Genomic DNA, 18775 nt, shown 5'->3' with positions numbered 1-18775 from the left:
AAAAATCATAGGAGGTGCATAATGAGCACATACGCAATTATCAAAACTGGCGGAAAACAAGTTAAAGTTGAAGTTGGTCAAGCAGTTTACGTTGAAAAATTGAACGTTGAAGCTGGTCAAGAAGTTACTTTTAACGAAGTTGTTCTTGTTGGTGGTGAAAACACTGTTGTCGGAACTCCACTTGTTGCTGGAGCTACTGTAGTTGGAACTGTTGAAAAACAAGGAAAACAAAAGAAAGTTGTTACTTACAAGTACAAACCTAAAAAAGGTAGCCACCGTAAACAAGGTCACCGTCAACCATATACTAAAGTTGTCATCAACGCAATCAACGCTTAATTTTAAGGAGAACACATGATACAAGCAGTCTTTGAGAGAGCCGAAGATGGCGAGCTGAGGAGTGCGGAGATTACTGGACACGCCAAAATTGGCGAAAACGGCTTTGACGTCGTGTGTGCATCGGTTTCTACGCTTGCCACTAACTTTGTCAATTCTATTGAGAAATTTGCAGGCTATGAACCAATCTTACAATTAAACGAAGATGAAGATGGTTATCTAATGGTGGAAATTCCTAAAGATATCCCTTCACATCAGAGAGAAATGACTCAGTTATTCTTTGAATCATTTTTCTTAGGAATGGCAAACTTATCGGAGGACTCTTCTGAGTTCGTCCAAACCAGAGTTATCACAGAAAACTAACACGGAGGAAAACATTATGTTAAAAATGACTCTTACTAACATGCAACTTTTCGCCCACAAAAAAGGTGGAGGTTCTACATCAAACGGACGCGATTCACAAGCAAAACGTCTTGGAGCTAAAGCAGCTGACGGACAAACTGTAACAGGTGGATCAATCCTTTACCGTCAACGTGGTACACACATCTATCCAGGTGTAAACGTTGGACGTGGTGGAGACGATACTTTGTTCGCTAAAGTTGAAGGCGTAGTACGCTTTGAACGTAAAGGTCGCGATAAAAAACAAGTTTCTGTTTACCCAATCGCAAAATAATCGCTCTAAGTAGCATAAAATAAGGCTTTCCGAGTTTTCGGAGAGCCTATTTTTTTGTTTTGATACCCATGCTGATACCCATATTTTAAAAACCAATGTAGGAAGCGAACTTGTCAGCCACTTCATCCTTTGCTTTTTGAGTGACATGAGCATAGATGTCCATAGTGGTTTGAATATTCTCATGACCTAATCTTTCCTGAACTTCCTTGATAGTAGCACCAGCTTCGAAGAGTAGTGAGCAGTGTGTATGCCTGAACCCGTGAGGGGTGATTCGTTTGAAATCAGGATGCTTCCTCCAGATTCTGTTCAACATATTGTTTACATGAACTACACTCTTAGGTTCTCCATTCTCATTTTTAAAGAGAAGCCCTTTTGTACTGTACTTATGCCAATCTTTTAAAACCTTGATTGTTTTTGAATCCAGAGTAATTGTCCGGGCACTTTTTTTGGTCTTGGGTGTTTGAAAGATAAGTTTATTATCTTCACCCTTTGCCAATGTTTGGTTGACAGTAACTTGTCCATTTTTTAAATCGATATCAGACCATCTTAGAGCGCTGATTTCATTCTTTCGCATTCCAGTAAAGGCTAGTAATCTAAAATACGTCAGCATTTCAGCATCGTTGAAGCCTTTAACAATTTTAAAAAACTCCTGCAATTCTTCTTTGTTGTAAAATTTTTCTAGGTCGTCTTTATTATTTTTTTGCCTTTTAGGCTTCAGTGTCTTTCTCATTGGATTAGTTTCAATCAATTCCATCGATATAGCGTAATCAAAGATTTGATTAGCAATGCTGATGATTCCAAAAAATCTTTTGTATTCGTCTGCCCACTTATTGACTTGAGTTTGGCACATGGTCATAGTAATCTTGTTTATAGCTTTATCTCCAAAAATCGGCAAGATATGACGGTCGGCAATGCTAGTCTGGCTTACGTAGGTTGACTCTTTAACAGTGTTTTTATAATGGTCCTTCCAAATCTCGTAGACTTGTAGGAAGGTGGTTGTAGTGGTATTTTTTGCTCTGAAAGTCTTTTTCTCATACTCAGTCAGGCACTTTGCTTCGGCTAGTCTTGCCTCACGTTCTGTTTTAAATCCACGACGGAAGGTTTGAATCTTCTTGCTAGTCAATGGATCTATTCCATGATAAGCCTTAAAATAGTAAGCAGTGACTCCGTTTTTTTGATATTTTCCAATCATTGATTTTTAACCTCATTTCTGATAAAATGGGTATAAGAAAATGACCTTTTGAATGGTTGTTTCTTATACAGGATATCCTCACACTCAGAGTCGCCAAACTTTGCGAGTGTGGGGATTTTTTGTTATTTTTTGGCTAGACGCCATACTGTTAAATCTAAATAATACGTCAATTCTTTTTCACGAGAAATAACTCTCTCAGTTTCGATATTAAGTGTTTTATAAGGTCCCCCTCTACCTGTAAGGATTGCATCATATCTGTAATTTGGATTAGATATGTATGATGAAATTTGTGATGCAATCATAGCTGGTAAGTATCCAACAAAGATATTATTCACTAAAACTTTGACAGCATTTTTATCATGTGGATTTGAAGGTTCTGGTAATAGTTGAACGTCTACTGTTTTCAATTTATTGTATTTGTAAACAGGTTTATATGTTTCAAGCATATAAGATTTCAAACTCTTATTATCTTTTCCAAAATAATGGACACCATTGGAAAGAAAATCAGCTGCAATCTCAGCTTCTTCTTGATGATAATTCGTTCCCATTAACAAGAAGTCGTCTCGGAAAACAATTGTATTAATCTGTGGACTGCAATTTTCAACTTTCTTCTTTTTCTCTCTATTTGCTGTTAAATGGCCAATAATGTAACTTATAAAACCTGTAATAAACAAGAAGAAGCCGAGAGGTGGAAATAAAAATAGGAAAATTGCACCTAAGACCATTAGCACAATGCCAGCTTCTTTATATTCTTTGGGAGTGTGTTGCTTTTTACCGTTAGATGACAAAATAGATTGTTGTTTTTTTGTGACTACTTTTTTCTTTATTTTTTTAGAAGGTTTCAGCAAATCAGAAAGTCCAAATGTTGTCTTATGATAGACCTTATTATACATGGCTTTCTTGGGATTCTTTATCCATCCCACGCCTTTCTTCCCATATCCAGGAATAATAGCTTTTTTAGCTTGTCTTTTCCATTTGCTGGTAGTTCTAGCTTTCAAGCTCTTTTTTAGACTTGGTGTTCGCATACCTATTTTCATATTCTACTCCTAATCAACTAATCAATGAATAATATTCATCAATGACCATTACCTCATCTGTGATGGTTTTTAATTTGTGCTTTTTCATGAAATTTAGATAGTTAAAAGATTGTTGATCATCAGAATTTTTCAATTCTTCCTCAATCAATTGATGAATCATAATGCGATTCGCTTCGTTTTCACACCTTGTATGATTATTTTTATAGAAAGCAGGAGTGTGAGAGAGATGACCTAGTTCATGATAGACAACACGTTTTATCGCTTCATCAGATAGTTTGTTATTTACGAAGATGGTTTTGATATCCTCGATATAAATGCCAGGACGTTGCCATAAATCTTTATCAAAGTAGTAAAGAGTTACACCACAAGATTTCACAAAGTCGTCAATCTGCATAGGCTATCTACCTCTCAAATATATTTCTATGATGTTTTGAATCGCATCAATATCTTCTTCTGTAAGTGGCTTCCCATCGAATGTTTTTGCATTCTCTGCCATCTTTCGTAGGTCGTCAGACGTGTATCCTGCGATTGTATCATCCTTTGCAATAGACGGATTATCAGTTCGTCCAAGCAGATAGTCAGTGGATACGTTGAAGTAGTCGGCGATTTCTTGGAGACGGTCAGATTTAGGAGTTTTTTCTTTCAAAGTATAGAGATAATTTATACTATAGCCTAAATCTTCGGCAACTTTTTGAAGACTTATTCCTCGTTTTTGAGCAAGCTCCTTAATTTTTTCAAGTGTTGAAAACATTGTCATAGTACCTTTTCTAAGACATGACAAAAATTATTTTATAAAAAAGTGTTATTTTCTATTGACAAAAATAATACTAAAGTGTAAAATAGTTTTTGTAAGTTAATGAGTTAGTAAAAAACAAAGTTAAAACTTATCTAAAAATAAATAGCTTTGGCGAGCAAGGTAATTGATAGATATAACGTTTTATCAAGGTTTTTAATTATGCTTTCATTTTACACTAAGGTGTAAAAGTTGTCAAGCATTTTATAAAATATTTTACTAACTCATTAACTCGATTAAGAATAAAAGGAGGAGGTCACATGAGTCAACAACATCGTAAATGGATCGAGCTTGTGAAAGAGCGAATTGAACAACGTGGATGGTCGCAGACGGACTTGGCCATTGTTGTAGGTGTTAGTCCATCAGCTATCACGCAGTTGCTAAAAGATGGAAAAGGGAGCGATGACTTGAAGCTTCGCATTAACAAGAAGTTGCGAATCAATGAGTCGTGGGAAAAATTTGAGGAGTAGGAGAAAATAGCATGGGCCTTGATCTATTATCAGCAAAAATTGTTATGGATGAAGAAATACTAGCTAGTATAGATAACTCATTCGGTCCGATTACGGAAGGTTATACAAAAGACCAAAAAATAATGTTCATTTTGAACTTTAACAGAGCTTTGAGAATTGCTAGATTTTTAATTGAAAATCCAGATATCCTTGAAAAACAACGTAAGATTTTCGCAATGATTTTAAGGAAGGCACAGGAGTCTTGAGGCTGATATAGGAGGTTGAATGGAAGATAAAATTATTGAACTTGCTGATTACTTCATCAGCGAATCTAAAACGTACAGAGAAGCAAAGATAGCGTGTGAGATGCTATTGGAACAAGTCAGCCATGAGATTGAACTCAGGGCAATGGAAAGTAATATTGTATAAACAAAAAAGCACCTCAATGTCAGGCGCATAGAAAAATTAACTAATCAAATTATAACACATAAGGAGGCTGTTGTGAATATTCTTAGCGAAGAATTTGAAAATAGTATCCGTTCAGTTGTAAGAAATCAATTCAAAGAATCATTCGAAGAATTGTTAGAGCATGAGACAACAGAAAAACGATGGCTCTCTATCGAAAGCGCGGCTAATTATTCCGACTGCAGTGCTAACACCATCAGAAAATGGTTAAGAATGGGATTGAATCTTTACAAAATAGACGGAACCAAAAGAATTGATAGAAATGAATTGGATAACTTTGTGCAGTCGCACTTAGTAATTTAGAAGGAGAAGGAAGAAAAAATGACAGAACCAACTTTATCAAGCCAATTGCTTGGCTTAGTGGCAATCTTTATCGTGGTATTCATCCTGTTGCTACTGACTGATAAAAATGAAAAATCGGATGAACAAAATGTAGTAGTCATCATTGAAAAAACAGAAGATTTCGGAGAAGTTGCCCGAAGAAACTTGAAAAATAGCGACAGGAGATTCACCTATGACACTCAGCCACCTGTAGGACTCGCTTCATCAATTGAGGACGTACCACAAGATTTTAGAGCATGCATCGAAGACTATGACAGGCTGGCTAGTGATTATCAGGAAGAAGCGAGAAATAATGATCTTCTAAGAAGTCAAAATGCGAATCTCTTGGAAGAAAATGGCCGTTTACTCTACAAAGAAATGACTATGGATTTTCGGAGAAATAATCGGAAATGGAGGGCAAAGACATGACTGTTAGTCGCAGTATGAATGAGTTAGAAATTCGTGTATTGAACATGATTATCAATTGTGCGACCTTCGACTTGCCAATCCAAGCCAGTGAAATTCGCTTAGAGACTGGACTTTCTAAGCGAAAGGTAGAAGAAGTCATCGAAAGCCTTCGTGTTAATTTTGGGCATCCTATCGTAGCTAAGAAGATGAAGCCAAACGGATACTACTTGCCACAAAGCGAGGAGGAGCGACAAGCTGGCCTTGCTCCCTATCGTCGTCAAATCTTAACCGAGCAAAAGAATCTTGCTGCAGTGATGAAGGTAGATTTGGAGAAGTATTGGGAGGATAGCGCATGAGTGAAGATTTTAGAATACTACCTCATGACTTAGTAGCCGAGCAGTCGGTTCTGGGTGCAGTCTTTATCTCACCAGAAACAATGGCATCTCTAGCAGACGAATTGGTCCCTGATGATTTTTATAAACCAGCTAACAAGATTGTATTTAAGACCATGTTGTCATTACTTGAAAAGGGTGAGCCAATCGATGCTACGACAATGGTTTCTGCTCTTACCAATCAGGGCGATATTTCAAATATCGGGGGCATCAACTACGTTGTCGAGCTAGTAAACTCAACTCCGACATCAAAGAATGTGGAGCATTACGCAAAGCTTGTTAAAGAAAAGGCTACGCTTCGGAAAGTAATTGCTGACTTGTCAGATTCGTTATCTAGTGCTTATCAAGGCGATGTATCGATTGGTGACATCATAGCTAAAACGGAAAAATCTCTACTCAATATCAGTAACCAAAGTTCAGGTAATGGATTTCGCAATGTGGCTGATATCCTTGATACTCACATGCAGATAGTCGAGACTCGTTCGCAGACAGATGGTTTTGTAACAGGATTGTCTACTGGCTTTGTCGGACTTGATAAGATTACAACAGGCCTTCATGAAGGGAATCTTATCATCCTTGCTGCTCGTCCAGCTATGGGTAAGACGGCATTAGCATTGAACATTGCAAAGCATGTGGCTACGATGGAAAGAAAGCCTGCTGTTATTTTCTCTCTTGAAATGGGAGCAGAGGAATTGATTGAGCGCATGGTGGCATCAGAGGGTATGGTTCCAGCTTATCATCTGAAGACTGGGAATCTTAGTACCGATGAGTGGAAAAGGCTTGTACAGGCACAAAGCAATCTATATGATGTGCATATTTTCGTGGATGATACGGCTGGGATTCGGATTTCAGAGATACGATCAAAGGCTCGAAAACTCGCTCAAGAAACGGGCGGTCTGGGTGTCATTATCATTGACTATTTGCAGTTGATAACTGGGACAAAGGGCGAGAATCGTCAACAGATCGTTTCAGAAATTTCAAGGGAATTGAAGATACTTGCTAAAGATTTGAAAGTACCTGTCATTGCCTTGTCACAGTTAAGCCGTGCAGTTGAGCAGAGACAGGACAAGCGCCCGATGTTAGCAGATTTGAGAGAGTCTGGCTCTATTGAGCAAGATGCTGATATTGTAGCATTCTTGTATCGCGAGGCCTACTACCAAAAGGAGCAAGGAGATAGTCAAGAAGCGAATAACGTGACGGAGCTGATTCTGGAAAAGAATCGGCATGGTAGTCTTGGGACAGTGAAGTTGTATTTTCATAAGGAATACACAAAATTTTCAAGTGTGGAGGGGTAGAAATGATTAAAAAAAGTGAAGTCACTGGTTTCTTATCGTTCTTCAAATTTCCAAAGCCATTCATCTATGATGAAAAATATAAGTCATTGAGCAATAACGCTAAAATGCTCTATATGCTTCTGTTTGATAGGTTAGAACTATCTTTAAAAAATGGCTGGCATGATAAAGAGGGGAACGTTTTCCAGTATTACACAAACGAACAGTTGATGATTGACTTAAATTGCAATAGCAACAATACGATTATCAAAATCAAAAAGGAGTTGAAAGATGCTGGTCTAATGACGGAAGTCAGACAAGGGATGAACTTACCAAACCGTATTTATCTTGATGCTCTTAACGGAAGTGTAGAAAGTGCATTTCAGGAAGTGCAAAAAGTGCACCTTGGAAGTGCAAAAAATGCATTTCAGGAAGTGCAAAAAGTGCACACAATCAAGACTGAGAATACTAAGACTGAGAATAACAATAATAAATTGTTGATTTGTAAGGAAGTTATTTCTTATCTTAATTTGAAAGCTAAGAAGAATTTTAAGGTTGACACTGCTAGTCATCAAAAATTTATCAAGGCAAGACTCAAGGAAGGCTATGTCCTTGAAGATTTTAAAAAGGTTGTGGATATTATGGTCGCTAAGTGGAAAGGTACAGAATACGAGCAGTATCTTCAACCACAAACACTTTTCGGGAATAAGATGGATAATTATCTAAATCAACCGATGCCAAAACGTTCTACAATTTTAACCAGTACGATTGACGAAAGGCTAGGGTTTTAGATGAAACAGTTTAAACAATTTAGAACTAGAACGGTTCTTGATGATGTCTGTGAAATTCATGGATGCCATCTTTGGTCTGTTAAGATTCCTGTTAAGGGTAAGATTGAGGAAATCAGTCAATGTCCCGAGTGCGAGAAAGAGAACATCCGTCTCTTTGAAAAGCAGTTGAATATGGAATCTGAGGTCAAGAGTAAGCTATCGGATACTTACGAGGTCTTTGCTCGCGACAGTATCGTTTCAAGTAAGCTGGCAAGCAAGTCGCTACATGACTATGGGATTCAGGTTGATATTGATGAAAAGGCTATGAATTTCGTGAAGCGGTTGGAGCGTTGCTATGCGAAAGGTGAGACTGGGAATGCCATCATCACAGGACCTTCTGGAGTCGGGAAGAGTCATCTTACTTATGGCTTGGCTCGGTTTCTCAATGAACAGTTCAAGTCTTATGATGAACCGAAAAGCGTGCTCTTTGTGTCTGTTGTGACTTTGTTTGATAAGATCCGTGAAAGCTTTGAGTTTGACAACGGATTTTCAGAGGCGAAGATGGTTAAGCTACTGTCTGAGGTTGATTTCCTTTTCTTGGATGACCTTGGGAAAGAGAGTCGTAAGGCTGACACGAAGCGGAACGAGTGGGCGCATCAGATATTGTTCAAGATTCTGGATAATCGGACGAATACGATTATCAATACGAATCTGTCTAGTGAAGAAATTAAAGAGCTTTACTCGGACGATTTTGGGAATGGTGCTCTATCAAGCCGCATTTTTGAGGGAGCGACAGGTAGGTGCTTTGTTTATCCTGCTGGGATGAAGGATAGGAGGTATTGATTATTAAAAAAATGACAGTTTGGGCACTTTTTGATAGTGGGAACGGCTCTTATCTCAAGGGTGCCAACTCTCTAAATAGTTCGGGGGGGGCGAATATTGAAATCTATTCAATCGGAATGGATATAGAAAACAAGAACAATCATTTCATAAATCTGGACCTTGCTGACTTTGGGCGCCTCTTTGGAGATAATACGCTTTTTGATGAGCTAGACAAATTGCCAAAACCTGACCTTATAATAGCTAGTCCACCATGTGAGTCATGGTCAAATGCTTCTGCGATGGAAAATGGGAATGCGTGTTGGAAACGTAATGATGTTTCTGACAACCTGTTTGCTCCTCAAGTAAGACCTTCACCATTCACGATTAGGGCAAGTCAGGATTACGAGTCAGCCTATATAAATTATCAGTACGATAGGCAATTTTTAAAAAGGGTCAATGGCGAGCTAACAGCTTTCAACACAATAGAAATCATAAAAAGATATAGACCACAATTTTGGGTTATTGAGAATCCAGCAGCTGACAGGCTGTGGCCCTACATTGAGGATATTATTGGATTCAGAATTCCATACAAAAACCTAGCTAGATACAATAATTATGATTATCCTTTACAAAAACGGACGATTTTTGGAAGCAATATTGAACTTAATCTTAAGAATAAAATTATCAAGCAGGACATAGAGTGGAAGAACTTCTCAAAATCATACAACGAGAGATCTAATATACCTGAAAAATTGGTGTCAGAAATTTTCGAAAAAATCTACAAGGAGTTTTGCAAAGATGATTGAGCTCTACTTCATTTATAACGGTCACCGCAAGTTTTTTCTTGGAAGTTTTAACAATGTGGATGATCTTATTGAACGGATGGAAGACCATCAATGGGCTTTCTCGGCTATCACTCACCCAAGGTTTGAGAAGCATATAGGCAAACGAACAACACGATTCGACTACGGTGCTAAGGATTGTTACTATCTAGCAACTTTTTCAGGAGGAAAATAAAATGATTGAACTTATTAAAGAATTTGGAATAACTTTTCTGTGCTTTTTTATCGGTTACTCAGTTGTGGAATGTATGACAGGAAAGGAAAAGAAAGATGATCAATAATGTGGTGTTAATTGGGCGCTTAACTCGTGATCCAGAATTGCGATACACGCCGTCAAATGTTGCTGTTGCGACTTTCAACCTTGCAGTCAATCGAAATTTTAAAGGCGCAAACGGAGAACGAGAGGCTGACTTCATCAATTGCATTATGTGGCGTAAGCAAGCTGAAAATTTCGCAAATTGGGTTAAAAAGGGTGCTCTTGTGGGAATCACTGGCCGCATCCAGACTCGTAGCTATGACAATCAGCAAGGTCAACGTGTCTATGTGACGGAAGTGGTTGCTGAGAGTTTTCAAACACTTGAAAAGAAAGATAATTCTGAGAACCAGTCAAGCATGGAGAACCAGATGCCACCAAGTTACGGACAAGGTGAGCCAATGGATATTTCAGATGATGATTTGCCATTCTAGGGAGGTGTGAAGAAATATGGTTGGAGTAACCTATCAGGAAATTCATCTCTTTGTTGAATTTTTGAAAGAACAATATGGGCAAGGTCGTCCAGACTATATTGAAGCCCTGAACGACTTAGACGGCTTGGTTGAGACCTCCTACAAAGAATGTATTGAGAGATTTTTAGAAGATGAATTACGATAAACAGACAATGATTGAAGGCTATAAACAATCAATCAAGAGAAACGAAGAAAAGATAATCGAGTATTCGAAACCGTGCGATGCACGGAAAAGACGAATCAGAGCGCTTGAGCGCGATTTGTTGAGGAAAAAGAACAAAGAGCTAGAGGAAAAGATAAAGGAGCTGGAAGATGATGGAAGATTTAAAGAAAAAAGTTAATGGAGTATACGGCTGGTCGGTAGAAGACGGGAAACCCAAGCCTCCCAAACAAGATTTACCGCAAGCAGTGAAAGACCGGGCGGACTATTTCTGGGAAATGGCGGAAGATGGAATGACGTTTATAGGAGTGATGGATTGTATCTTCGCAGATGAAAAAACTACAGACTATGATTTGGGAGCTACCAAGGATTGGTTGCCAAAATCTAAGGAGTTTGATGATTGGGTTGGCTATTCGCCAGGAATGTCTCAGGTAGTTATTGCAGTTTATTTGATTTATGGAGGAAACCAAGATGAATGTACAGCGATTGATTGAGAAGTATAAAGAGTTGGAGGCTGGTTCATTTGATATTGCAGCAATTGTAGTTTGTCAGCTAGTTTTAAAAGACTTGGAACAACTAGACGAACTCGAAAAAGTCCAAATTCCGCAGTTTGTGGCGGAAATTATCGAGTATTACAAGGGAAATAACGCTACGTTATATGATGCGCTTAGAGAAAAAAACTTCAACAAACAATACAATGAGTGGTTGATGAATGAACAGGATGCTTACAACAAAGTTGCTCGAGCATGGCTTGATGGCTACGAGGTCGAGGAAGAAAAGCGGTATCTTGTGAAGATAAAAGCAGTAGATCAGTATCTTGTGAGAGTGAAAGACGAGGATTTCTTGGGATTTTTACAAAGTAGATTAAGGTCTAACTTCACCCGCAAAGAACTCGAAGAAGCTGGGTTCGGCTGGGTATTTGATTGTGAGGGGATTGAGATTGAGGAGGTGGAGTGATGATTATCAAGAATTACAAATATAATTATTCAAGTGGCAGGATCTGCTACACAATTGATGTAGATGGTCGTGAATTTGCCATGGAACATATAAAAACAGAGTACGGAAGTGAACAAAATGATATTGATGATTTCTTGGTTTCAGTCAAAGAGTACAATTTTCAAGAAGCTGAGATGCTTGGAGAATTTGTTGATTTTCAAAGAAATCTGCTTATGTATGGAATTGATTTTGAATTGAGAAATGAGGTCACAGATTGAAAAGATTTATCGTAATCTGGGTTCTGCTATCAGCTGGATTAAATATCTGGCAGAGCATCCGCATTAAAAAACTAGAAGAAAAGCGCCCGATGATCGTCTATAAAGCTGATAATCAAGGCGCAGAAATCAAAGGCAGAGTCTTACAAAAGGGGAAGATTGGCGACATGTACACTATCACAGTGCAAAATTACGGAACATTCGTAGTTAGTCAAACAAACTATGAATCATTGAGGATTGGAGACGAGGTGAGATTATGATACCCAAATTTAGAGCGTGGGATAGCGTAGAAAAGAAATTCGTAGAACATTTTTTTATCACAGATAACGGCTTGATTTGCAACATGGAAAAACCAACATCGGACTTCAAACTTCTTATTCCTGTCGAAAAGTCAGAATTGATCCTCATGCAATCAACAGGCCTTTTTGACAGAAATGGCAAAGAGGTATTCATCGGTGATATCGTTAAATGTACAAGAGGATGTTCCCATGAAGTATATCTAGAAAAAGAATATGGTGGCACATTCATAGGCGGAATGCCTGCCATATATCTAAAGGGATTGCTAAGTGGGTATGCGTGGACTGAGCATGAAGAAATCATCGGCAACATCTACGAAAACCCTGAACTTTTGGAGGATAAACAATGAACCCAGAAATAATTGACAACGTAAACAAGCCGAGCCACTACCAAGGACGATATGGTATGGAATCTATCGATGCTTTAAGAAATTTCATGACAGACGAGCAGATGAAAGGTTTCTATCTTGGGAATGCCTTGAAGTACATACTACGACACCAAAAAAAAGAACGGTCTTGAAGACCTGAAGAAAGCTCGCAAAAATCTGGATTGGCTAATAGAGGAGATGGAACATGAGAATTAAGACATCAAATGGACCTATTATCAACGTTGATAAAATAAAACGTAGCATCACAATTGATGGTGTTGAGTATGGTTCAGATTGTCGAGCGCTGGTCTCTAAGCATAGAGACGGGACAGGAACTATTACATTAGTATTTGAAGGAAAAATGATTTAAAAAAGGAGTAAAAACAATGTTTACACAATACGATCACGAAACAGGGAAAACTAAACTTACAAAACTTGCAAAAGGTGGCATCATCACGGTTGTTGCTATTACTTCACTTGGAATTTTTCGTCTCACAGCCGTGAAGCGCATCCCAGCTAATACGGTCGGAGTAAAGGTCAGTGCAATCGGAGGTGTTCAAGAAAACACCCTACAAACAGGCTATCATCTTAAAATTCCTTTCATTGATACCGTCTATACTCTTTCGACTTCAGTTCAGACGAAGACTATGGAAAAAATCACAACTCAGACCAAAGACGGTCAATGGCTGAATACTAACATTGATGTGAAATATCGTGTGAATAAAGAAAAGGCCATGACGATCTTTTCAAACTACACCAAGCTAGAAAATGTGAATGAGAGTGTCATTGCGCCAGCAGTTCAACGAGCTATTGAATCTGTGACTGGAAATTACGACATCTATGATATTCTTGGAAATAAACGGACAGAAGTCTATGAAGAGATTGACAAGGCGCTAAAAGAAAAATTTGAATCTTATGATCTTGAATTTGTTTCATTCACAATAACTGATCAGGATGCAGGAGATGAGATTGAAGCAGCAATCAAATCTGAATCTGTCAAACAGAAGGAAATCGACACAGCTAAACAGGAACAGGAAAAAGCTAAGGTCGAAGCGGATACTAAAAAGGTCCAAGCACAAGCTGAAGCGGATGCTGGTATCATCAAAGCAGAAGGAGAAGCCAAAGCTAACAAAGCTAAGTCAGACTCAATCACAGACAACCTTATCCGTATGAAAGAAGCAGAAGCCAGAGAGAAACATGGCTGGGTTACTGTTAATGGAGCCGGTGGCGTGATTACAAATCATGATTAAAATATAAACGGCATAGAAACGAGGTGAGCGATGCCCTTCTTTCCTGATATAAATGAAATAAAAACGAAAGAGAATGCCAAAAGGATTCTAAAAGGATATCCTCGTTGGAGAAGAGTCGCGAATGACACTGATGGTCAGAGAGTGACCACCACCTACTCATTCATGCCACGAAATCCATCAAGCGGGAGAGATAGTCAAGTTGAAAAATTGGCTATACGAAAAGTTGATGCAGAGATTGAGCTGGATGCAATTGAGCAAGCTGTCAGTAGATTACATGATCCACTATATCGTAGGATACTTTTTGAGAAGTATCTTCAGTGGAATTGCAAGAAGGATGAAACAATCGCAATGGACTTGTCTCTGTCAGAAAGTTCATATTACGACATCTTGGATAAGTCTCTGATGGCATTTGCAGAGTTATACCGCAATGGTGAACAGGTTGAGATTTTGGAGTAAACTTGGAGTTTTTTTGGAGTAAATTCGGAGTAAGTTCGGAGTGGATATATGATTTTGTGTGCTAAAATTATATTATGAAATAATTGTAAAGGCAGGCACATCCTGCCTTTTTGTATGGATTGGAGGTGATGTCGTGAAGAAAGTAGAACCTATTCGAGAACTTGATGATATTGAACGGATGAAAAACTTCTTAAAATCAAAGAGTGAGCGAAACTATGTTCTGATTATGTGTGGTCTTTATTCTGGAATGCGTATCAGCGACATCATACCTCTGCAAGTTAAACATGTGACTAGTGATAGAATAGAAGTCACTGAGAAGAAGACAGGCAAAGTCAAGCGTTTTGCTATCAATCCGGAATTAAGAAAGGCCTTGAATCATTACATTAAAACGAATGAGCTACAAGGATATGACTATCTATTTCCTAGCAAAAAGAAAGTCAGGACGGATGGAGTTCGGATAACTCACATAGGTCGAGTAGCTGCTTACCAAATTTTAAAGCAAGCAGCTGAACATGTTGGCCTGAAAAATATTGGAACCCACTCCATGAGAAAGTCATTTGGCTATCATCACTACAGAAAAAATCAAAATGTAGCGATCTTGATGGAATTATTTAATCATTCATCACCAGATATTACACTTGATTATATAGGTATTAAGCAGGATGAATTGGATGATTCAATGATGAATTTTAGCTATTAAATGATTATTTATTTTACATATTGAGAAAACGTAAATTAGTTTTTAATGAAACAGATGTAAACACTTGTTACACTTGACTTTTAAGGATGTTAGTTTTATTTAACAGAATATAAGATATGTTAAATATACGAGGGTGTCAGAGACTGAAAAACACCCCCCTTACATCATAAAAATTTAACCCCCTACCTCCCAAAAAGAAAGGCCCCCTCCCTAGATGAATACCACCCAGGAAAGACCGGACAGGAGTGGTCCTCACAGAGTTGCTTTTGAAAAGAATAAAAATATTATTCTCAAAACAAGAAATACTTGTGGGATTTGTGGACTACCAGTTGACAAATCCTTGAGGTACCCACATCCATTAAGTCCGGTCATTGATCACATTATTCCAATCAATCGCAACGGTCATCCATCAGATATTCAAAACTTGCAGTTAGCCCACTGGCAATGCAACAGACAGAAGTCTGATAAGTTATATGCTGACGATAGGTCAGCCAATGCTACTGTTGTAGGCAATCGCAACCTGCCACAGTCAAGAGATTGGACAAAGTACAGAGCTTGAAGAAGCCAAAAAAGAAAAATTATATTATTTTTTTAAAAATATCAAAAATAATAATGAATGCTTAGAATTTGAAAAAAATAACAGACATGTGTGAAGTAAGTCCTAGCAGAGGATAGGGGGGTATCCCCCTCCCACTAGGCGCTCGAGGGCTTCACGCCGTCACTGTACATTTTTTCTCGCGCCAAATCATCAAAATGAAAGGAGAACGGTTTGGAATTAAGAGGTATTGATTATCTTAGGAGAAAGTTAAATCTCTATCAGAGTAGAGTCAATCTGAGATACAAGCATTATGCGATGCAGCACTATGAAGCACCGACAGGAATCACAATTCCTCCACAAGTTAGGGTGAAGTACCAAGCTGTTCTTGGTTGGGCTGCAAAGGGCGTTGATAGTCTTGCAGATCGTTTGATTTTCAGGGAATTTGCTAACGATGATTTTAATGTTACAGAAATCTTTAATCGGAACAATCCTGACATTTTTTTTGATAGTGCTATTTTAGCTGCTTTGATTGGTTCATGTAGTTTCGTCTACATTTCGAAGGGTGAAGATGATGAGGTGAGGTTACAAGTCATTGAATCAAGCAACGCGACTGGTGTCATTGACCCTATAACTGGATTGCTTGTGGAAGGGTATGCGGTGTTGGCTCGTGATGATTACAATCGTCCAACGCTTGAAGCCTACTTCGAACCTAATGCTACTCATTTCATTCCGAAAGATGGTAGACCATATTCGGTTGTGAATGAAACTGGTATCCCTCTGCTGGTTCCGGTTATTCATCGTCCTGATGCTGTTCGTCCGTTTGGTCGATCTCGTATTACTAGGGCAGGGATGTATCATCAAAAATATGCGAAGCGTACTTTAGAGCGAGCTGACATCACTGCTGAATTCTATTCGTGGCCACAAAAATATATTATTGGATTAGATCCTGATGCAGAGCAATTGGAAACTTATAAAGCCACTGTATCAAGTTTATTGACAATTTCTGCTAGTGATAGTGGAGAAAAACCAAGTATTGGTCAATTTACTACCGCTAGTATGTCTCCTTTTACAGAACAGCTAAAAACGGCTGCCGCTGGATTTGCTGGGGAAATGGGCTTGACATTGGATGACCTTGGTTTCGTTTCAGATAATCCATCATCTGTGGAAGCCATCAAGGCTAGCCATGAGAATCTTCGTCTTGCTGGTCGAAAGGCTCAGCGCTCTCTAGGTGCTGGATTGCTAAATGTCGCTTATGTTGCGGCTTGTTTGCGTGATGAGTTTCGTTATACTAGAAGCCAATTCGTAAGAACCACAGTCAAGTGGGAGCCATTGTTTGAAGCGGATGCGAACACAATGACCATGATTGGTGATGGTGTTGTGAAACTAAATCAGGCATTGCCTGGTTACATCAATGCGGAAACAATCCGAGACCTTACTGGTATCGCGGGAGACATGTCCGCAAAACCAGTGGCAAGTGAGGGTGGTTTAAATGGAGAATGATGTTTTACCTGGCATCTTACAAGAGGTACAGGAGAGGTTTGAACGAGATTTTGGCAAGAGTGAGATCGTCAGAAATGCTTTTGCTGCGTTGAAGGCAAAAAAAGCCACTTACAAAACTGCAAATGAGTTTGCGATTGAAATTGGCGATATTCTCTCGAAGGCTCTAGGAGCTTCTCTAAGCGCCGACAAACTACCAGACGGTAAAATGTATTACAATATCGCTCAACGTTTGCTGACGGACGTTCTAGGACGAAATCACGAGCTTGTGAGTGGTTATGCTAGTGATGTTCAGAAGAATTTGAATGATGAAGCAAAAATCGGTCTCAAAGTGCAAGTTCCTGAATTGAATCAGGATCGAATAGCTGGTATAGTCAATCGCTTTTCGTCTGAGGAAAATTTTGAAGATATCAGTTGGTTGCTTGGTGAACCTATTGTGAACTTTACACAGTCAATTATTGATGATACAATCAGGAAGAATGCGGAGTTTCATCATCAGTCTGGATTGCAACCTGAAATTATTAGAAAATCGTATTTTCATTGTTGTGAGTGGTGCCAAGAAGTTCAAGGAAACTATAAATATCCAAGAGTTCCCAAGGACGTTTACAGAAGGCATCAGCATTGCCGTTGCACTGTAGACTATGATCCGAAAAGCGGAAAAGTTCAGGATGTTTGGACGAAGAAATGGAATTCTGTAGACAAAGAGATTGTTGAGCGTAGGAAGCTAATCGGCGTAGTATCTGTTGACGAGCGTGAGCAAAAGCGCTATAATAGGGTTATGAAGAGTAGTGGTGCTGTGTATGGTGCTTGGAACGACAGAAATGATCCATACAATAAAGAGCGTGACCGACATGCTCAAGAATTTTATGAGAGTGTACGAAATCGAAATAAGCAACATGAAATAGTGAAGGTATCTAACAATAGTGGTCTTTCACAATCAGATGTTGAGAAGATTTATAACCATATTTTTATTAATGAGTATGATTTAGAAGATGGTCGGAAACGTTTCGACCCTAGCTATGATATGGCTGAGAGCTGGCGACGACTTTCAGAGATTGGTGGTAAGAATATTCAACCTCACGACCTTGTAATGCTAAATCACGAGTTGATGGAACATGATTTGATGGCAAAGGGAATGAAGTACGATGAAGCCCACGAACTTACTAATAAAACCTATAACTACCAAAAAGCGTGGATTGCTTGGATGAAGGAGAAAGGAGACCTATAATGCTTAAACTTATTAAAATTTTCAATTCAAAAAGTAAGGGTTATTGGTATATTCCTGAAAACCGTGACCCAGGTATGATTGAGATTGATGAGCGCACCGGTGAAGTTACAGTTGTCATCGAGTCGAATTATGATAAAGAACTAGGTTATCCTTACTATGCGAACAAGGCTCGTGGAGCAGTGAAGCAGATGTGGGATAAAGGAGAATTACCAAGCGAGAAATCTTTTGCTTGGGGATAAGCACTTAGAAAATTCTAGGTGCTTTTCTTATGCTTTGAAAGGAGTTAGAAAATGAAGTACAGAAAGAAACCTGTTGTGGTTGAGGCGGTGCGTTGGAACGGCAATAACTATAAAGAAGTAATTGACTTTGCAGAAAATAATAAGATTTGGTTTGATGCACTTGGAAATATATGGATTTCTACACTTGAAGGTGACATGATAGCCAAAAAAGGTGACTACATTATTAAAGGAATTCAAGGTGAATTTTATCCGTGCAAGCCTGATATTTTTGCAGAAACATATGAAGAAGTAGAGTATCTGAATATTTTAGCCAGTATCTAGGAGGTGATCCGATATCT

The 18775-nt window shown here is 38.6% G+C and carries 35 protein-coding genes and 1 pseudogene; 32 read left to right on the top strand and 4 right to left on the bottom strand.

Annotation, left to right across the window (positions count from 1 at the left end; genetic code table 11):
- Positions 1-21: 21 nt before the first annotated feature.
- Genes rplU through rpmA form a run of 3 tightly spaced genes read left to right on the top strand, consistent with a single transcriptional unit; the run spans position 22 to position 1006 of the window.
- Entirely contained in the window at positions 22-336 is a 315-nt protein-coding gene (gene rplU, locus RQ973_RS06400; protein ID WP_000109141.1) for a 50S ribosomal protein L21, read from the top strand.
- A gap of 15 nt (positions 337-351) precedes the next feature.
- Positions 352-696, top strand: coding sequence for a ribosomal-processing cysteine protease Prp (locus tag RQ973_RS06395; RefSeq protein WP_075229048.1), 345 nt, complete (start codon positions 352-354; stop codon positions 694-696).
- A gap of 16 nt (positions 697-712) precedes the next feature.
- Positions 713-1006: a 50S ribosomal protein L27 gene (gene rpmA / locus RQ973_RS06390; protein ID WP_075229047.1), complete on the top strand. Its 294-nt coding sequence runs from the start codon at positions 713-715 to the stop codon at positions 1004-1006.
- 85 nt (positions 1007-1091) lie between these two features.
- On the opposite strand, the gene RQ973_RS06385 is transcribed toward rpmA, so the two are convergent.
- The 4 genes from RQ973_RS06385 to RQ973_RS06365 all read right to left on the bottom strand — a co-directional run bounded on the left by RQ973_RS06385 (position 1092) and on the right by RQ973_RS06365 (position 3986).
- Positions 1092-2198, bottom strand: a complete 1107-nt coding sequence (locus RQ973_RS06385) for a site-specific integrase (protein ID WP_311523235.1) — start codon at positions 2196-2198, stop codon at positions 1092-1094.
- Between the two features lie 122 nt (positions 2199-2320).
- On the bottom strand, positions 2321-3235 hold the full coding sequence (locus RQ973_RS09480) for an HIRAN domain-containing protein (protein ID WP_399553142.1): 915 nt from the start codon (positions 3233-3235) through the stop codon (positions 2321-2323).
- Between the two features lie 13 nt (positions 3236-3248).
- A complete protein-coding gene (locus RQ973_RS06370; protein WP_223139838.1) occupies positions 3249-3629 on the bottom strand; it encodes an ImmA/IrrE family metallo-endopeptidase in 381 nt (126 codons plus the stop codon).
- A 3-nt stretch (positions 3630-3632) separates the two neighbouring features.
- A complete protein-coding gene (locus RQ973_RS06365; RefSeq protein ID WP_311523237.1) occupies positions 3633-3986 on the bottom strand; it encodes a helix-turn-helix domain-containing protein in 354 nt (117 codons plus the stop codon).
- Between the two features lie 302 nt (positions 3987-4288).
- Between RQ973_RS06365 and RQ973_RS06360 the strand changes: the two genes are divergently transcribed.
- From RQ973_RS06360 to RQ973_RS06220, 29 genes and pseudogenes are all read left to right on the top strand, one after another.
- Positions 4289-4498, top strand: a complete 210-nt coding sequence (locus tag RQ973_RS06360) for a helix-turn-helix domain-containing protein (RefSeq protein ID WP_311523233.1) — start codon at positions 4289-4291, stop codon at positions 4496-4498.
- Positions 4499-4509: 11 nt separating this feature from the next.
- Complete coding sequence (locus tag RQ973_RS06355; protein ID WP_311523232.1) at positions 4510-4743, top strand: hypothetical protein; 234 nt, start codon at positions 4510-4512, stop codon at positions 4741-4743.
- A gap of 19 nt (positions 4744-4762) precedes the next feature.
- Complete coding sequence (locus RQ973_RS06350) at positions 4763-4906, top strand: hypothetical protein (protein ID WP_311523231.1); 144 nt, start codon at positions 4763-4765, stop codon at positions 4904-4906.
- 72 nt (positions 4907-4978) lie between these two features.
- A complete protein-coding gene (locus RQ973_RS06345; protein ID WP_311523229.1) occupies positions 4979-5245 on the top strand; it encodes a helix-turn-helix domain-containing protein in 267 nt (88 codons plus the stop codon).
- A gap of 18 nt (positions 5246-5263) precedes the next feature.
- Complete coding sequence (locus tag RQ973_RS06340; RefSeq protein WP_311523228.1) at positions 5264-5692, top strand: hypothetical protein; 429 nt, start codon at positions 5264-5266, stop codon at positions 5690-5692.
- Positions 5689-6027 carry a hypothetical protein gene (locus tag RQ973_RS06335; protein ID WP_311523226.1) on the top strand — a complete coding sequence of 113 codons (339 nt, stop codon included), beginning with the start codon at positions 5689-5691 and terminating at the stop codon, positions 6025-6027. The genes RQ973_RS06340 and RQ973_RS06335 overlap by 4 nt, the downstream gene beginning before the upstream one ends.
- Positions 6024-7358 (top strand): replicative DNA helicase, encoded by a 1335-nt coding sequence (gene dnaB / locus RQ973_RS06330; RefSeq protein WP_311523225.1) that lies wholly within the window; start codon positions 6024-6026, stop codon positions 7356-7358. Before RQ973_RS06335 ends, dnaB begins: the two co-directional genes overlap by 4 nt.
- A 2-nt stretch (positions 7359-7360) precedes the next feature.
- Positions 7361-8125, top strand: coding sequence for a conserved phage C-terminal domain-containing protein (locus tag RQ973_RS06325; RefSeq protein WP_311523224.1), 765 nt, complete (start codon positions 7361-7363; stop codon positions 8123-8125).
- Complete coding sequence (locus RQ973_RS06320) at positions 8126-8947, top strand: ATP-binding protein (RefSeq protein WP_311523223.1); 822 nt, start codon at positions 8126-8128, stop codon at positions 8945-8947. It abuts the gene before it with no gap.
- Positions 8948-8958: 11 nt separating this feature from the next.
- A complete protein-coding gene (locus RQ973_RS06315; protein ID WP_311523236.1) occupies positions 8959-9732 on the top strand; it encodes a DNA methyltransferase in 774 nt (257 codons plus the stop codon).
- Positions 9725-9943: a hypothetical protein gene (locus RQ973_RS06310; RefSeq protein WP_311523222.1), complete on the top strand. Its 219-nt coding sequence runs from the start codon at positions 9725-9727 to the stop codon at positions 9941-9943. The genes RQ973_RS06315 and RQ973_RS06310 overlap by 8 nt, the downstream gene beginning before the upstream one ends.
- Before the next feature lie 95 nt (positions 9944-10038).
- Positions 10039-10455, top strand: coding sequence for a single-stranded DNA-binding protein (gene ssb, locus RQ973_RS06305; RefSeq protein ID WP_311523220.1), 417 nt, complete (start codon positions 10039-10041; stop codon positions 10453-10455).
- 16 nt (positions 10456-10471) lie between these two features.
- Entirely contained in the window at positions 10472-10639 is a 168-nt protein-coding gene (locus RQ973_RS06300) for a hypothetical protein (RefSeq protein WP_311523219.1), read from the top strand.
- Positions 10626-10835, top strand: a complete 210-nt coding sequence (locus RQ973_RS06295) for a hypothetical protein (protein WP_311523218.1) — start codon at positions 10626-10628, stop codon at positions 10833-10835. Before RQ973_RS06300 ends, RQ973_RS06295 begins: the two co-directional genes overlap by 14 nt.
- The gene (locus RQ973_RS06290) at positions 10807-11148 is read left to right on the top strand and encodes a hypothetical protein (RefSeq protein WP_311523216.1); all 342 of its coding nucleotides are present in this window, start codon (positions 10807-10809) and stop codon (positions 11146-11148) included. The genes RQ973_RS06295 and RQ973_RS06290 overlap by 29 nt, the downstream gene beginning before the upstream one ends.
- Positions 11126-11611 (top strand): DUF1642 domain-containing protein, encoded by a 486-nt coding sequence (locus tag RQ973_RS06285; protein ID WP_311523215.1) that lies wholly within the window; start codon positions 11126-11128, stop codon positions 11609-11611. Before RQ973_RS06290 ends, RQ973_RS06285 begins: the two co-directional genes overlap by 23 nt.
- Complete coding sequence (locus RQ973_RS06280; RefSeq protein ID WP_311523214.1) at positions 11611-11868, top strand: hypothetical protein; 258 nt, start codon at positions 11611-11613, stop codon at positions 11866-11868. Before RQ973_RS06285 ends, RQ973_RS06280 begins: the two co-directional genes overlap by 1 nt.
- Positions 11865-12125 (top strand): DUF1372 family protein, encoded by a 261-nt coding sequence (locus RQ973_RS06275; protein ID WP_311523213.1) that lies wholly within the window; start codon positions 11865-11867, stop codon positions 12123-12125. The genes RQ973_RS06280 and RQ973_RS06275 overlap by 4 nt, the downstream gene beginning before the upstream one ends.
- Complete coding sequence (locus RQ973_RS06270) at positions 12122-12511, top strand: YopX family protein (RefSeq protein WP_311523211.1); 390 nt, start codon at positions 12122-12124, stop codon at positions 12509-12511. Before RQ973_RS06275 ends, RQ973_RS06270 begins: the two co-directional genes overlap by 4 nt.
- Positions 12508-12745 (top strand): annotated as a pseudogene (locus RQ973_RS06265) (DUF3310 domain-containing protein). The gene RQ973_RS06270 and the pseudogene RQ973_RS06265 overlap by 4 nt, the downstream one beginning before the upstream one ends.
- Entirely contained in the window at positions 12735-12899 is a 165-nt protein-coding gene (locus RQ973_RS06260) for a hypothetical protein (protein ID WP_311523210.1), read from the top strand. The pseudogene RQ973_RS06265 and the gene RQ973_RS06260 overlap by 11 nt, the downstream one beginning before the upstream one ends.
- A 16-nt stretch (positions 12900-12915) precedes the next feature.
- Complete coding sequence (locus RQ973_RS06255; protein ID WP_311523209.1) at positions 12916-13779, top strand: SPFH domain-containing protein; 864 nt, start codon at positions 12916-12918, stop codon at positions 13777-13779.
- A 30-nt stretch (positions 13780-13809) separates the two neighbouring features.
- Entirely contained in the window at positions 13810-14235 is a 426-nt protein-coding gene (locus RQ973_RS06250; RefSeq protein ID WP_311523208.1) for an ArpU family phage packaging/lysis transcriptional regulator, read from the top strand.
- A 133-nt stretch (positions 14236-14368) separates the two neighbouring features.
- The gene (locus RQ973_RS06245; protein WP_311523206.1) at positions 14369-14935 is read left to right on the top strand and encodes a site-specific integrase; all 567 of its coding nucleotides are present in this window, start codon (positions 14369-14371) and stop codon (positions 14933-14935) included.
- A 214-nt stretch (positions 14936-15149) separates the two neighbouring features.
- A complete protein-coding gene (locus tag RQ973_RS06240; RefSeq protein WP_311523204.1) occupies positions 15150-15494 on the top strand; it encodes an HNH endonuclease signature motif containing protein in 345 nt (114 codons plus the stop codon).
- A 210-nt stretch (positions 15495-15704) separates the two neighbouring features.
- A complete protein-coding gene (locus tag RQ973_RS06235) occupies positions 15705-16973 on the top strand; it encodes a hypothetical protein (RefSeq protein ID WP_311523202.1) in 1269 nt (422 codons plus the stop codon).
- Positions 16963-18198 carry a hypothetical protein gene (locus RQ973_RS06230; RefSeq protein WP_311523201.1) on the top strand — a complete coding sequence of 412 codons (1236 nt, stop codon included), beginning with the start codon at positions 16963-16965 and terminating at the stop codon, positions 18196-18198. The genes RQ973_RS06235 and RQ973_RS06230 overlap by 11 nt, the downstream gene beginning before the upstream one ends.
- Positions 18198-18437, top strand: coding sequence for a hypothetical protein (locus RQ973_RS06225; RefSeq protein WP_075567685.1), 240 nt, complete (start codon positions 18198-18200; stop codon positions 18435-18437). Before RQ973_RS06230 ends, RQ973_RS06225 begins: the two co-directional genes overlap by 1 nt.
- Before the next feature lie 51 nt (positions 18438-18488).
- Positions 18489-18758, top strand: coding sequence for a hypothetical protein (locus tag RQ973_RS06220; protein ID WP_311523199.1), 270 nt, complete (start codon positions 18489-18491; stop codon positions 18756-18758).
- Positions 18759-18775 lie beyond the last annotated feature (17 nt).

The organism is uncultured Streptococcus sp. (assembly GCF_963511325.1).
Lineage (GTDB): Bacteria > Bacillota > Bacilli > Lactobacillales > Streptococcaceae > Streptococcus.
This window is presented reverse-complemented; position numbering and strand designations above follow the sequence as displayed.